11 protein-coding genes are annotated in these 15,361 nt (G+C 47.5%); all 11 read left to right on the forward strand.

Annotation, left to right across the window (positions count from 1 at the left end; translation table 11 throughout):
- Positions 1 to 34 precede the first annotated feature (34 nt).
- Positions 35 to 1,744 (forward strand): Tat pathway signal sequence domain protein, encoded by a 1,710-nt coding sequence (locus AC58P7_RS02745; protein ID WP_497339863.1) that lies wholly within the window; start codon positions 35 to 37, stop codon positions 1,742 to 1,744.
- Between the two features lie 323 nt (positions 1,745 to 2,067).
- Complete coding sequence (locus AC58P7_RS02750; protein ID WP_497339864.1) at positions 2,068 to 3,993, forward strand: PKD domain-containing protein; 1,926 nt, start codon at positions 2,068 to 2,070, stop codon at positions 3,991 to 3,993.
- Positions 3,994 to 4,132: 139 nt separating this feature from the next.
- Positions 4,133 to 5,131 (forward strand): SDR family NAD(P)-dependent oxidoreductase, encoded by a 999-nt coding sequence (locus AC58P7_RS02755; RefSeq protein WP_497339865.1) that lies wholly within the window; start codon positions 4,133 to 4,135, stop codon positions 5,129 to 5,131.
- Between the two features lie 307 nt (positions 5,132 to 5,438).
- Entirely contained in the window at positions 5,439 to 5,708 is a 270-nt protein-coding gene (locus AC58P7_RS02760) for a beta-galactosidase trimerization domain-containing protein (RefSeq protein WP_497339866.1), read from the forward strand.
- A 190-nt stretch (positions 5,709 to 5,898) separates the two neighbouring features.
- A complete protein-coding gene (locus AC58P7_RS02765) occupies positions 5,899 to 6,030 on the forward strand; it encodes a Beta-galactosidase C-terminal domain (RefSeq protein ID WP_497339867.1) in 132 nt (43 codons plus the stop codon).
- An 11-nt stretch (positions 6,031 to 6,041) separates the two neighbouring features.
- Positions 6,042 to 6,950: a glycoside hydrolase family 43 protein gene (locus tag AC58P7_RS02770; protein WP_497339868.1), complete on the forward strand. Its 909-nt coding sequence runs from the start codon at positions 6,042 to 6,044 to the stop codon at positions 6,948 to 6,950.
- 17 nt (positions 6,951 to 6,967) lie between these two features.
- On the forward strand, positions 6,968 to 9,631 hold the full coding sequence (locus AC58P7_RS02775; protein ID WP_497339869.1) for a family 78 glycoside hydrolase catalytic domain: 2,664 nt from the start codon (positions 6,968 to 6,970) through the stop codon (positions 9,629 to 9,631).
- Positions 9,628 to 10,830, forward strand: coding sequence for a multidrug effflux MFS transporter (locus AC58P7_RS02780; protein ID WP_497339870.1), 1,203 nt, complete (start codon positions 9,628 to 9,630; stop codon positions 10,828 to 10,830). Before AC58P7_RS02775 ends, AC58P7_RS02780 begins: the two co-directional genes overlap by 4 nt.
- 157 nt (positions 10,831 to 10,987) lie before the next feature.
- Positions 10,988 to 11,845, forward strand: coding sequence for a nucleoside hydrolase (locus AC58P7_RS02785; RefSeq protein ID WP_497339871.1), 858 nt, complete (start codon positions 10,988 to 10,990; stop codon positions 11,843 to 11,845).
- Positions 11,846 to 11,870: 25 nt separating this feature from the next.
- Positions 11,871 to 12,947, forward strand: coding sequence for a family 43 glycosylhydrolase (locus AC58P7_RS02790; protein ID WP_497339872.1), 1,077 nt, complete (start codon positions 11,871 to 11,873; stop codon positions 12,945 to 12,947).
- Positions 12,944 to 15,337, forward strand: a complete 2,394-nt coding sequence (locus AC58P7_RS02795; RefSeq protein WP_497339873.1) for a glycoside hydrolase family 3 N-terminal domain-containing protein — start codon at positions 12,944 to 12,946, stop codon at positions 15,335 to 15,337. The genes AC58P7_RS02790 and AC58P7_RS02795 overlap by 4 nt, the downstream gene beginning before the upstream one ends.
- Positions 15,338 to 15,361: the final 24 nt, after the last annotated feature.

Here is a 15,361-nt window from a genome sequence, read left to right on the forward strand (position 1 = left end):
CGGTGCCTATTTTGTAGAATCCAATATGGGCGGTATGTCCCCGGACTCTACCCTTGTTTATCGCGCAAATGCCGCTGTGGCGCAGTATTCGCGGATCAAAGCTGCTGAGCTGTACGGCCCGCATCGCCCTTACGGCTATCTTTACGGTGGAAGCGGTGGCGGATTCAAAACCATTAGCTGCATGGAAAACACGACAGAGGTTTGGGATGGCGCGGTGCCGTATGTAATTGGCTCGCCCCTGGCTCTGCCTAATGTCTTCACTGTACGTGTTCATGCCATGCGGATCCTCAAGGATAAGTTTCCGTCCATCATTGACGCGCTGGAGCCCGGCGGCAGCGGAGATATGTATGCCGGATTGAATGAAGAAGAAAGACAGGCTCTTGAAGAAGTGACACGAATGGGGTTCCCACCTAAGGCTTGGTTTGCCTATGACAAGATAGGAGACGGCTCGTTGTCGGTTCTTTCTCCCATTGTGTTTAAGATGGATCCCTCGTATTTTGAGGATTTTTGGAACGTTCCTGGTTACCTTGGTGCAGACCCTAATAGCTCTGCTTTTCGGGCACGCGTACAATATACGACCGTCATTTCAGAGGTTATTTGGCCCGCAAAGCAAGGGGATTCGGGACATGATGATGACGAGAAAACGGGAGTTGATGATGCTTGGCAATCATTAGCAAGTTTTGCAGCCACACCTTCCCTTCGACTGGAAAGTGCCCCTACCGAGGGTCAGTATTTTGACGGAGCCTATATCATCTTTACCAGCGGCGAAGCCGCCGGTCAGAAGCTGCCGCTCGGTAAGGTTGACGGCAATGTTATCACCTTCGGGTCGGTATTCGGATTTGACCTCGCGGGTCAGTTTCTAGAAAAAATCAAGCCCGGCGATGAGATTGTGATTGATAATTCGGATTACATTGCTCTTCAGACCTATCATCGCCATCAGGTGCCTTCCAGCGATTATTATGTATGGGATCAGTTCCGGGATGAAAACGGTAAGCCGCTATATCCGCAGCGTCCATTCCTGCTGGGACCGATTACCGCTAAAGGAGGAGCCGGTTCAGTTCAAAGCGGTAGCTTCGAGGGGAAGATGATCGTTGTTGAGGCTCTGATGGATGAAAGCGCGTTCCCATGGCAGGCCGACTGGTATAGAACCAAGGTGAAAGAAGCGCTGGGAGAAGAATTGGACAATAGGTTCAGACTTTGGTTTATCGAGCACGCCTTGCATCACGATGCGAGTAAGGGGATGGAAGATCTGCATGACGTAAGCTATCTTGGCGCGCTGCACCAAGCGCTTCGTGATCTGAGCGCCTGGGTGGAAAAAGATGTTGCCCCTCCCGCTAACACGAGTTACGAGGTCATCGACGGTCAGGTTATCGTTCCGCCGGAAGCAACCCAGCGCAAAGGCATACAGCCGGTTGTTACCCTGGAAGCCAATGGAAGCAAGCGTGCTGAAGTATCGGTAGGCGATCCGGTGTTCTTATCGGGGATAATCGAAATACCGCCGAATACCGGTAAGATCGTGTCTGCAAGATGGGATTTTGAAGCGGAAGCCACATTTCCGATCGAAGCCACCTTCAGCCGAGTTAGTGAAGATGGCACGCAGGTTGTTGTTGAGGCAACGTATGCGTTCTCCAAACCCGGCACATACTTCCCCGTATTGCGCGCGGCGTCAAACAGGGAAGGCGATAGCAGTGATGTGTATACCCAAGTATTGAATCTTGGCCGGGTACGGGTTGTAGTGAAATAATCCGATCGATCTAAAATCACATACCGCTGACAAAAGTCCATGAAACCGAAATCAGCGGTTTGGCTTCGGTGAATGTTTCATGCTGTCCACCGAAGTAGTTGGCGGTTTCACAGGAGTGTACGTCGGACTCTATACAAAGAAAATGGACGAACCAGCCGGGCGGATACTGCAAACAAGTTTCCACTCCACGAAGAAAGTGGGGAAAGGCCGGTTTAGTAATGAAGTCAGGAATACACTATTAAAAAAGTCAGTCTAGTGTTAGTGATGTAAGGGTTCCGAAGCTATGATAAAGATGAAATCTATAAACTAGGAGTGATAGTTAGATGTCAAAAGAATTGCCAAACGATGGGCCGATTTGGGTAACTGCCGAAAGTTTCGACCCGCTGTACAACCGCCCGGTGATTGACAGTAGGACCGATCTGACCACCCCGGTAGCGCATCACAAGGTGTCGGGCCACTTCGAGGGCACCGACAAGAAGTTTAACTTCTACTTTCCGCCGAAGAGCCAGTGGGAGGACCGCTTCTTCCACTTGGTGTATCCGCTTTATGACGAGAATGCAACCGATGAGACGATCAGCTTCGGTGCGGACAGCGGGGCGTACACCGTGCAGACGAACGGCGGCGGAGGCTACCGGGTCGATGCGGCCGCGGCCAAGTTCTCGAAGACGGTAGCGGCGAGCTACTACGGCTCGTCCGGACGGATCTATGGCTACATCTATGGCGGCAGCGGCGGTTCTTACCAGACCATCGGTGCCATGGAGAACAGCTCCGGAGTGTGGGACGGCGCGGTACCGTTTATTCCAGGTGTGCCGATCTCGATCCCGAGCAACTTCTTTGTACGGGCTTTCGCACGTTTCGTGCTTGAGGATAAGGTACAGCATATAGCGGACGCGGTGAGCCCAGGCGGCAGCGGTAACCCCTACGAAGAGCTCAATGATGTGGAGCGGGCCGTGTTGCTCGAGGTGACAAATATGGGCGTAACGCTGAGGGGCTGGGAGGATTACGCATATTTGCTCGGTCTGAACGATGCTCAGGGCCTCCTCGGCTTCGCAAATGCTGTTCGGGGCATCGATCCCACCTATGTCGACGACTTCTGGAGCAAGCCGGGTTACCTCGGCACGGAACAGTCGGCCCTCGGGGATTTGTATCGTTCCGCTAAGATCGACCGATTCACCGCTATTACCGAAGTCAACCGGGATGCGCAGAACGTTCCGACAAACCTGGTCCTCGATGGTGCGCTAGAGATCCCGACGACAAACGCTCTTGACTACACGCTCTATTCAGCCGACGGCATAACGAAGGTTGGGATACTGTCCGGTTCACTAGACTCGACTGGGACGCTTTTCACCATCGCGAGCGGGAACTCTGACAACGTGCTGAGCGCCATCGATACTGGCGCCAAGCTTCAGATCGACAACCGATGGTCCCTTGCGTTGCTCTCGTACCATCGGCATCAGGCTCCGAAGCGGCCGGGTTTCTATGGCTGGGACCAGTTCAGGGCACCAGACGGAACGCCGCATTACCCTCAGCGACCGATCGAAATCGGTCCGGTCATTTCCAGCAACGTGACCGGTGGCGGCAAGCACAGCGGCTTGATCCACGGCAAGGTCATCGTGGTCGCCAACTTGCTCGACGTCGACGCCTATCCATGGCATGCTGACTGGTACAGCTCCAAGGTTAAGGAGTCCCTCGGCGAGCGATACGACGACAACTTCCGGCTCTGGTACAACGACAGCGCCGATCATATCGATAGCGGTCCCCGCACTCACCGCCTCGTGCAGTTCAACGGCATCCTCCAGCAAGCACTTCGAGATGCGAGCGCCTGGGCAGAGAGGGGCGTGGCGCCTGCGCGATCGACCTGTTACGACGTGGTCGACGCACAGATCAAAGTGCCGGAGAACGCTGCGGAGCGCCAAGGCATCCAACCGGTCGTCGACTTAACCGTGGGTGGCGCCGACCGGATCGACGTCACTGCCGGCCAGACCGTCACCTTCGTGGCGAAGATCCAGGTTCCGCCAGGGGCTGGCAAGGTTGTCGGTATCGAGTGGGACTTCGACGGGACAGGCAACTTCATGGCATCGCCCTTCGGAAGTCCTTCGGAGACGGTGGAGGTGTCAGTGACATTCACCTACACAACACCCGGTACTTACTTTCCTTCGCTGCGAGCGAGCTCCCACCGTGAAGGCGACATGAGCACCCCTTTCGCGAAGATCCAGAATCTGGGCCGCGTTCGTGTCGTGGTTCGCTAGGTGCGTCAAACCACTCATTTTTGTCTTCTGAACTACGGAATGACTTTTACAATATTTGTAAAAATCGTATAGGATTTAAAAAAATGTTCTTGTGGATCAATTTATAAAATCATTTGCCATGGAAAGAGAGGAAACGACAATGACCAAAAGATTAGAGGGTAAGGTAGCTGTTGTAACAGGTTCCGGACAAGGTGTAGGTAGAGGGATTGCACTTGTCCTAGCTCGTGAAGGAGCCAAGGTAATCACCAACAACCGCAAACCAGGCTCGACCGGAGCAGCTTCCTTCAAGAAGGAGCTTGACGATCAGTTCAACGAAGCCGAAAGGGAAAAACTTCTTGCTTTAAAAGGCGATGCTGAGAGCACCGCGAACGAAATCATCAGGGAAGGTGGAGAAGCAGTTCCCTTCTACGGTGATGTGTCCGACTATGATACGGCAGACAGGCTGATTCAAACGGCAGTCGATTCGTTTGGACGGATTGACATCGTGGTCAATAACGCAGCAGGTTTAGGTTTTGGTATGTTGACAGATACGTCGGAAGCAGATTGGGATTATCAGACGGTGCCAAAGCTCAAGGGGGCATTCAACTGTATGAGTCATGCGATTCCATACATGGTGAAGCAAAAGTATGGACGTATCTTGAATGTCGCTTCCGACGCTTGGGTGGGAATATCCGGACTCGGTGCGTATAGCGCAGCGAACGCGGGGATTGTCGGTTTGACCAAGGCGGCATCGAAGGAATTGTGGCAATTTGGTGTGACCTGCAATGCCTTCTGTCCCCAAGCTGCTTCACGGGGGCATGTTAACTTTCGTGCTACGTTGAGAGAGATGATGGAGGAGCGAGGTATCACGATAAAGGTGGACGAATCCAAAATGAAAGAAGTCGAAGACGCCCACGGACCAGCAGAACATATGGCTCCATTCGTAGCTTACTTGGCAACTCAGGAAGCAGCCTTTATAAGTGGAGCAGTATTTTCGATAACTGCCAACGGACGGATTTCCCTTTACTCAGATCCTGTACCGACGGCTGAGATAAAGAAAAACGATGGCCTGTGGACTGTGGAGGAATTGATTAAAGCAGCTCCAGAGAATCTATTGAAAGATTATGTGTCCCTGGCCACGCGTAATGAGTGGGCTTAATACAGTTTCATCAAACTCGGGTTTATTCCCATTTCGATTGAAGGCGAGAATCTGATTCTCGCCTTCGATTCCTTTGCGCAAAAGAACGGATCGAAGAAAAACTAAAGTATTTGTAGTTTTTAATAGTACATGCTGGAGTTTTGTAGTCCTATAATTTTAATGAATTAAAAGTGCGAAATACACGCGGCTAATGTGGTCATGAGCTCACGTATCCCCCTCTGGCAGGTACCTCGAAATGTATACGGCACCATTCGGGTGAGTCTCGCGGAGTTGGAGCGGAGCTACGAAATACGTGGAGCAGGGCGGCATGCTGTTGTTCGGCGCACGTACCGGGTACAAGAATCCGAACGGACATTGTTACATGCGTCCGTTTCCAGGGTCGGTTGCCGAGCTATGCGGAATCACAATCGAAGATTATACGTTAATTAAGGGCACAATTCCTCCAGTGGAACTGAATTGGATAGGCGGTCGTTTGCCTTCAGGAACAAAAGCGGTTGGCTTTAACGAGATTTTGCGTGTAAAGAATCCCCAGGTGGAGATCGTAGCAGAGTACGAAAGCGAATACTATACGGGCTAAACCGGCATTGACAAGGCGCGCGGTAGGTAAAGGAAAAGTTTGGTAATACCGGGCTGCTTTCAACGAACCGGTAGTCGATGCGCTTATTGACGATTTAGGACTTACGTCGCCGTCCGCCGACTGGTTGGACGCGCCGGCGGAAGTCGAGTTTGGGATTCGCGCTTAGAACGGAGCGGGCTATAAGTTTTTATTGAATTTTTCGGATCGACCAGCCATTATCCATTTCAAGAAGGAGCTTAAGGACCTGATATCGGGAACGTTAGTGATGAATGAAATACAGATGGAACCGTACGACGTATTGGTTTTGAAAGTAAATCGATAGGAGGAATTTTGGTGCTGACTAAAGACCAAATTCAAATACGCGATCCCTTCGTCTTAAGGGAGGATCGGGAACAATGTTACTATTTGTACGGCTCAACGGATAAGAACATATGGGATGGTCCTGCAACGGGCTTTGATGTATACAGAAGTACAGATTTGGAACAGTGGGAGGGGCCGTTCCCTGCATTTCGCCCGGAACCTGAATTTTGGTCTCAAACGAATTATTGGGCGCCTGAGGTTCACAAATACAAGGAAAAATACTACATGTTCGCTACTTTCAAGGCGGAGGGCGTTTGCCGAGGGACACAGATTTTAGTTGCGGATGGACCATTTGGTCCATTTCGCCCACACAGCGATGGTCCCATTACGCCAAGGAGTTGGGAATGCTTGGACGGGACGTTGTACCTGAATGCCGATGATCAACCTTGGATGGTATTTTGCCATGAGTGGGTGCAAATCGAGAATGGCTCGGTCAATGCCATCCGGCTCTCCGAGTCGCTTGATCGTTCGATCGGCGAACCGATTACTTTATTTGCATCCTCGGATGCAGAGTGGGTCGACAGTCTGTCGCTGACGAAAGATCAGCTCCAAGCCCGCGGTATCAACGGCCCGGCATACGTGACAGACGGTCCTTTCCTCCACAGTTGTAAGGATGGAACGCTCCTAATGCTTTGGTCCAGTTTCAAAAACGATCGATATGCACAAGGCATCGCGGTATCAACATCCGGTCATATAATGGGTCCTTGGAAACACAAGAAAACTCCATTATTTGAGAGCGATGGCGGACACGGCATGATTTTTACGACATTCGATGGCCGGCTGATGTTGGCGCTTCATACCCCGAATGATACGCCTAACGAACGGCCTAATTTCACCGAACTGAAGGAAGTTGAAGGTCAACTTATTGTTATGAACAAATAAATCTAGGAGCGATACAGATGAATAGCTTTACAATTTCCAATCTTAGGGTGAATTACAGAAAGAATCCGTTGGGCATCGACAATTTCCATCCCAGGCTCAGCTGGCAGATTATTTCTGAAACAAGAGGCTTTGTCCAAACGGCCTATCAAGTTCAAGTAGCATACGATACCGACTTTACATCGGAAATCATTTGGGATACCGAAAAAATAAAATCGGATCTCAACGTTCATGTTGAATATCAAGGCCCTATCTTACAATCTCGTACTCGATATCATTTCAGGATTCGAGTGTGGGACGGTCAGGGGAACGTATCGGAGTGGAGTGAGCCCGCTTACTGGGAAACAGCTTTATTGTCGGCCGACGAATGGCAGGCAAGCTGGATCACAGCACCAGTTCGCCGCGAGGAGTTAGATTATGATCCATGTGATTATTTGCGTACGGACTTTACGCTACCGGACAACATAGTTTCAGCACGAGTCTATGCGACCTCGCTCGGCCTTTACCGGCTCTATGTAAATGGTGTTCCGGCTGATAACACGCTGTTTAATCCTGGTTGGACAAGCTATACCAAAAGACTACAATATCAAACCTATGATGTGACTTCTTTGGTAACCGAAGGCGACAATGCACTTGGCTGTATTCTGGGAAATGGCTGGTATAAAGGGTACTTAGCTTGGGAAGGTAAGAAAGAGTTTTATGGTACAGATCGTGCTGTGCTTATCCAGCTCCACGTTACGTTGTCCGATGGTTCTGAACAAATCATCGTTTCGGATGGTAACTGGAGCACTTCATCAGGTCCCCTCCTTATGTCGGAATTGTATCATGGTGAAACCTATGATGCCGGGCTTGAAATGGACGGATGGGCATCTCCCGGTTTTGCCGATCATGAATGGGTAAGGGCAGCTGTTACTAACACTCCAGATTCGACTTTGGTTGCTCAAGAAAACGAGCCGACCAAGATAATAGAGACCATCAAGCCTATTGACGTCATTACAACTCCCAATGGGGAGACAGTACTTGATATGGGGCAGAACATGGTCGGATGGGTAAAGTTTACGGTAAATGCTGAGGCCGGAACCGTCATTACGCTCCAGCACGCAGAAGTGTTGGAGCGCAACGGAAATTTCTATACCGGAAATCTTCGTTCGGCGAAGCAGACCATCAAATACGTCTGTCGAGGCGGCGGAGCGGAAACGTTTGAACCGTATTTATCTTTCCAAGGATTTCGCTATGTAAAAGTTACAGGAGTACCGCAAAATCAAGTACTGGAACAATTCATTGGTTGTGTCATTCATACGGACTTGGAGCAAACTGGCAGCTTTCGTTGCTCGGATGAACTAGTTAATCAGCTTCAGCACAACATCTTATGGGGGCAAAAGGGGAACTTCTTGGATATTCCGACAGATTGTCCGCAACGGGACGAAAGATTGGGTTGGACAGGAGATGCTCAAGTATTCATTCGCACTTCCGCCTTCAATATGAATGTAGTACCATTTTTTGGAAAATGGTTGAAGGACTTGGCTGCGGACCAAGAGGCAGATGGAAGAGTTCCGCACGTCATTCCTGATATTCCTGCTGCTGGATACGGTTCCTCTGCATGGGGAGACGCCGCTGTAATTTGTCCTTGGACGCTTTATCAATGTTATGGAGACATTCGTGTACTAGATAGTCAGTATTCAAGTATGAAAGCTTGGGTTGAGTATATTAGATTGCAAGGCGATAACGAGTTTCTGTGGAATACAGGATTTCACTTCGGCGATTGGCTAGGTTTGGACGCCAAAGAAAACAGCTATACCGGGGCAACGCCAAAGGATTTGATTGCCACCGCATTCTACGCTTATTCGACAGAATTGCTGGCGAAAACTGCTGTCGTACTTGGCAATACCGAAGACGCGAAGGAGTATCATGCATTGCATGAAAGGATTGTATCCGCATTCCGTACAGAGTTCGTTACGCCGAGCGGTCGGGTAGCTTCTCCAACACAGACTGCATACGTATTGGCTTTGATGTTTGATTTACTGGAGGAAAAGGATCGACAACGGACTGCCAAGATGTTAGCCGAGCATATCGAAGAGAATGGGACACACCTTTCGACCGGGTTCGTAGGAACACCTTACCTTAACCTGGTACTTTCAAGATTTGGCTATACAAATCTGGCGTATCGATTGCTGCTACAGAAAGAATATCCGTCATGGCTGTTTTCCGTTGTCCAAGGAGCAACTACCATATGGGAACACTGGGATGGCATCAAGCAGGACGGAACATTCTGGAGCGATGATATGAACTCTTACAACCATTACGCGTATGGCGCAATCGGGGATTGGCTTTATCGCGTAGTCGGCGGAATTGACTTGATGGAACCGGGCTATAAAAAGATACGGATCCAGCCGCAAATCGGCGAACATCTTTCGTGGGCTGAGGCTTCTCTCCATTCCATTCACGGAAAAATCAAGGTATCTTGGCGTAAACAGAATAATAGTTCGGTGGAAATGGATGTGATTATTCCTCCGAATACGACAGCTGAAGTTATCCTGCCTACGAGCCAAGACGGCGATATTCAGGAGAGCGGGAAACCGCTGGAGCAAATGACAGGCTTACTGGGAATGGAACAAAGCCTTGATAGTCAGAAGATTCTCATTGGATCGGGTAAATATTCATTTACATTTGTATGGGTGCTATGAATCATCCGCTTAGATTTGCCCTGCTATTAGCCGTATATTCTGCTCTAGGATCCTTTAGCTTTGACATGTATCTGCCATCATTTCCCCAAATGATGACTTTTTTTGGGACAGATGCATCTATGATCCAAGCTAGTTTAACCTCTTGCCTGTTAGGATTAGGCGTAGGTCAGATCGTATCGGGTGTTCTCAGCGATGTATATGGCAGACGCAAGCCATTATTGATTGCTATGATATTGTATGTCATTTCCTCCTTCGGCTGTGCTTTTGCACCCAATATTATCATTTTTATTGCATTACGATTCATTCAAGGTTTTGCTATATCCGCTGGTACGATTTGCAGTGCAATCGTTCGTGACACCTATAGCGGGGTTGAACTAACGAAGTTTTATACGCTCATCTCCATGATTGGCAGCGTTGCTCCGCTACTTGCGCCGATTGCAGGGAGTATTGTCATTTCTTTCACTTCATGGGTTGGTGTATTTCTTTTCTTAGGGTTTTTAGGAATGTTTTTAACGGGTATAACCAAATGGCGTCTAAAGGAAACCTTGCCACCGGAGAAGCGCATCCCAGGTAACTTTAAGGAGATATTGCGAAACTTTAAAACCTTGCTGCAAAACCGGATATTTATGGGTTATGCCCTAATCCAGGGGAGTATAGTCGCAGGCGTTTTTGCCTACATCTCAGGAACACCGTTTATTTATCAAAAGATCTATGGTGTGACACCCCAAGTTTTTTCGATGTTATTTGCGTTGAATGGTATCAGCTTGATCTTAGGTTCTCAGTTGGTTAAACAATTGGCAGGGCGAATGACAGGACGGCGTATTCTTCAGCTGGGGATGTTTTTAGCTGTAATTAGCAGCATTTCGGTTCTGGTCGTAGTCCTTTCTCATGGCCCTTTAATTGCACTGGTTATACCGCTTTTCTTTTTTATTGCCTCAACCGGAATCACAGGTTCGGCTATTTTTCCATTAGCGATGGAGTCACAAGGGCACATAGCGGGTAGTGCTTCCGCAATGCTGGGAGTCATACCATTTTTATTTGGCTCTATTACTGCTCCGTTAGTTGGGGTCGCGGGAGAGTATTCTGCCGTACCGTTGGCAATCATTTTATTTCTAGCCTGTTTGTTGTCTATTATTACTTATGTAGGACTGGTCAGATCTCGGCCGGCTTCGAATCGTCAGCAAGTCTCGCGGATGTGAACCAATCGTAATGATACAGCGGATTTGAACTTTGACGAGGTCGATGCAGACTGGATGCAGAAACCAAGAAGGCTTATGTAATACTTTAAATTCGTACTTGGAGGTTGTTATTAATGCTTCAACATCCATTTGCTGTACCAGAAAATAAAAAAAACGTTTGATTATCAATACGGATGCCAAAAATGAGGCTGATGACCAATATGCTATCGTACATGCACTGTTGACGCCTCTCTTTCAAGTCAAAGGGATTATTGGAGCCCATTTCGGTGAACACAGAACGAAAACTTCGATGTTGGAAAGCTACGATGAGGTTGTGAAGGTGCTGGAGTTGATGAAGTTAAAAGGCGAAATCCCAGCTTTTAAAGGTGCAGAAAGAGCGATGCCGAATGAGCAAACTCTGGCCATGTCAGAAGGAGCAGAGTTCATCATCCGTGAAGCACTTTCTGATGATTCGAAGCCGCTTTTTGTCATTTTTTTGGGTCCGATCACGGACTTAGCAGCAGCTTATCTAAAAGAACCTTCGATCGCAGGCAAACTAACCGCGGTTTGGGTTGGCTGCGGTATGTGGCCGCACGGGAACATGGAATTTAATTTGTCCAACGATATTCATGCGGCAAACGTGGTTTTACGCTCGGATATTCCCCTGTGGATTATTCCGCAAAACGTATATGTAACCCCGCGGGTCAGCATATCGGAGCTTGCTGTCAAGGTGAAGCCTTATGGAGAAATAGGACAATATTTATATCAGCAACTGGTTGATTTCAATCTTATGACGGATGGGAGATCGGACTGGACAAACGGAGAGAGTTGGTCCATGGGCGATTCTACGGCGGTCAGCGTGCTTCTGGATTCTCACATGTTCGGTTATGAAATGAAACCTGCACCGCGCATCACTGAAGATATGCGGTTCGTTCATTATCAGAATGAACGTTTGGTGCGTTGGTATCACTATATCGACCCGCGTTTTACACTTGAGGACATGTTTGCCAAGCTCCAACTTCATTACGCGAAGTGATTTTTACTTAGAAAGGAAAATTAAAATGAAATATAACGCCATAAGACCTGGACAGGTCTGGTTAGACACTGAGGGGAAACGTATTCAAGCACACGGAGGGTCCATTATTACCGTAGGGGACACCTTTTATTGGTACGGAGAAAATAAAGAAAAAACAAAACCTGGAAGCGGCATCTGGCATTGGGGAGTAAGATGCTATGCATCAAAAGACTTGTATAATTGGGAAGATAAAGGGATTATTATTCCCCCAAATGAGTTTGATGAATCTTCACCAATGCATCCTGCGCAGTATGTGGACAGACCACATATCATCTTCAATCAAAAAACGGGTAAGTTTATATGCTGGATCAAAGTGATGCAAAAAGATGGGACTCAGCAGTCAACCGTTTTGATTGCAGACCATATTCTGGGTCCATACACGATGGTCCAAAGTGATCTTCGTCCCTTAAATATGAGCGCAGGAGATTTCGACTTGGTTGTGAGTTCGGATGGCAAAGCCTACTATTATTTCGAAAGAGTTCATAGTGAGCTAATTTGTGCTGATTTAACGGATGACTATACGGATGTGACGGGATATTACTCGACGCATTTTCCAAATGTCCAACCGCCATTTGTTCGAGAAGCTCCGGCATATTTTTTTAGAAAAGGCTTGCATTATTTGTTCACTTCAGGCACTACGGGCTATCATCCGAACCCTTCGGAAGTCGCTTGTGCGAAAGCCTTCCATGGTCCATGGACAGTCTTGGGGAATCCCCACCCGGAGGATAACTCCTGTACATCATATAATTCTCAGATTACATCCGTATTTAAGCACCCGTTTAAGAAGGACTTGTATATTGCACTAGCCGACAGATGGATGCCGAATCTTCCGGATTTGGCGGGTGAAGATCACGCAAGCGGAAAAGGATATCAGAAAACTGCGGACATTTATAAGGCTATTTTTGAACCGGATACGGACTATGTCATGGAAGAAGTTCATTATTCCTGTACTTTAGATATCGATACTTCAGTTTCAGAATATGTATGGCTTCCTATACGTTTCGATGGAGAAATGGCGTACCTGGATTGGAAAGAGGAATGGAAAGTGGAGGATTTCGAATGAAATATTTAAACCCTGAACTATCTGCGGAGGAAAGGGCGAGTGATCTCCTCGCACGTATGAGTATAGAGGAAAAAATGGGGCAGATCGTTTGCTACTTCCCTAGAAAGTTATCGGAATATGAAGAATTAGAAAAAGATTATTCACAAGGAGTTGGTCAGGTCAGTGCCCTTGAGATGAGGGCGCTGGGCACACTAGAAGATGCCGCAAGGTTCCAGCGTGAAATACAGGAAAAAGTCATGGCGCTGAGTGAGCATCACATTCCGGCAATTTTCCATATGGAAGGTCTTTGTGGTGCGTATGTGCAAGGGGCAACCAGCTTTCCTTCTGGGATTGGAAGAGGATCTTCGTGGGATCCTGATTTAGAGAAAGAAATCGGGAAAATTGTTGGCAGGCAGGAGCGGGCGATTGGTATCTCTCAAGTCTTTGCACCAGTATTAGATATTTCAAGGGACTCTCGTTTTGGCAGACAAGGCGAGACCTATGGTGAAGACCCTACATTAGCATCTGCCATGGGGGTTGCCTATACAAAAGGAATCCAATCAGAAAAAACAGGTAATCTGCAATCAGAATGTGTTGCTAAGCATTTTTTGGGCTTTCATGGTTCTGATGGTGGAATCCATGGAGCCCACTGTGATATTCCGCCCAGACCATTGCAAGAAATCTATGGGAAGCCATTTCAGGCTGCTATTTCGGAAGCTGGTTTAAGGGGTATAATGCCTTGTTATGCTTCCATTAATGGAGAACCGATTTCCGCATCTAAAGAAATATTGACAGGATTATTGCGAGGCGAGATGGGCTTTGATGGAATCACTGTATCAGATTATTGTGCTGTTATGAATATTCATCAAGTTCAGAAGGTGTCTGAAAGTTATACGGAAGCAGGACTTCGTGCATTAAGTGCTGGTATGGATATGGAGCTTCACTTTAAGAAGTGCTTTAATGACGAGTTAGCGGGATGGTTTACTAATGGAAAAGCAGATATTGATATTTTGAACACGGCTGTAAGGCGAATTTTGGCTACTAAATTTAGAATGGGGCTTTTTGAGAATCCATATGCTTTATCTGGTGAAGAGTTGACAAAGGCTTTTCATGGCTCCAAGGATGTAGACGTCACACTGCAGTCTGCTAGAGAATCGCTAGTGCTCTTAAAAAATGATGGTACTCTGCCTATTCAAAAGAGTGTGAAAAAAATTGCTGTAATAGGATGCCATGCTTCAGACGCTCGAATTTTCTTTGGAGGCTATACCCATTTTAGTATGGCTGAAGGACTGTTAGCTGCTATTTCTACTATGGCTGGTCTGGAAACAAAGGCAGACGAAAAGAAATCTGTGATGAAGACAATCCCTGGAACCCCTATACAGGTGGATGATGATCCAGCTTTTGAGGCACTATTACAGAAACAAAAGCCAGGAATCAAAAATTTGCTGGAGCAATTAAAGGAAAGTCTCCCTCAGACTGAAATTGCATATTCCTATGGATATCCAGTTGCAGGAAATGATATGTCTGGCCATGAAGAGGCTTTAGCAATAGCCCTGGAGGCCGATATGGTTATCCTTACCTTAGGTGGCAAGCATGGCACCAGCTCCATTGCCTCCATGGGAGAAGGCATAGATGGTACAGATATCAATCTGCCCATCTGTCAGGAAATCTTCTTAGAAAAATTATCTGAATTGCACAAAGGGGTAGTAGCAGTACATTTTAATGGTCGTCCCATCTCCAGTGATGCAGCAGACAAGTATGCGAATGCGATTCTAGAGGCGTGGAATCCGGCGGAAAAAGGTGCAGAGGCTATTACGGATGTATTACTTGGTAACTATAATCCAAGCGGGAAACTTCCACTATCTGTAGTACGTTCCGCTGGGCAGACTCCAGTTTATTACAATCATCCGAATGGCTCCAGTTACCATCAGGGTGAAAGCATAGGTTTTTCCAATTACGTGGATATGTCTCATACTCCAAGATATTACTTCGGACATGGACTTTCTTATACTAGTTTTGGGTATTCCAATCTGAAATTAAGTAGTACGGAAACAGAACCAAACAGCGTAATCACGATTAGTTTTGATATTGAAAATACTGGTGAAATGCAGGGAGAAGAAGTAGTACAGCTTTATTTAAAGGATCGTTATGCTAGTATGACTAGACCTGTCATGGAATTGGCGGGGTTCAAACGTATTGATTTAAAACCTGGAGAAAAGCAAACAATCAATTTCCAGGTTGAGCCTAGCCAAATGGCATTCCTGGATCAGAACATGAAGTGGCTAATTGAAGCTGGAGATATAGATGTAAAAATCGGTAGCTCCTCTCATGATATCAGACTGGAGGACAGTTTTAGAATTATATCTGATTTTTCTATTGAGGGTAAAAATAGAAAATTTTATTCAATATAAAGAATGCTTGCTACAATTGATTTA

Source organism: Paenibacillus sp. J22FR5 (assembly GCF_059691975.1).

Coding starts and splice junctions, on each gene's coding strand:
- AC58P7_RS02745 (WP_497339863.1), top strand. CDS start 35: ATGTCCCCGGACTCTACCCTTGTTTATCGCGCAAATGCCGCTGTGGCG.
- AC58P7_RS02750 (WP_497339864.1), top strand. CDS start 2,068: ATGTCAAAAGAATTGCCAAACGATGGGCCGATTTGGGTAACTGCCGAA.
- AC58P7_RS02755 (WP_497339865.1), top strand. CDS start 4,133: ATGACCAAAAGATTAGAGGGTAAGGTAGCTGTTGTAACAGGTTCCGGA.
- AC58P7_RS02760 (WP_497339866.1), top strand. CDS start 5,439: ATGCTGTTGTTCGGCGCACGTACCGGGTACAAGAATCCGAACGGACAT.
- AC58P7_RS02775 (WP_497339869.1), top strand. CDS start 6,968: ATGAATAGCTTTACAATTTCCAATCTTAGGGTGAATTACAGAAAGAAT.
- AC58P7_RS02780 (WP_497339870.1), top strand. CDS start 9,628: ATGAATCATCCGCTTAGATTTGCCCTGCTATTAGCCGTATATTCTGCT.
- AC58P7_RS02790 (WP_497339872.1), top strand. CDS start 11,871: ATGAAATATAACGCCATAAGACCTGGACAGGTCTGGTTAGACACTGAG.
- AC58P7_RS02795 (WP_497339873.1), top strand. CDS start 12,944: ATGAAATATTTAAACCCTGAACTATCTGCGGAGGAAAGGGCGAGTGAT.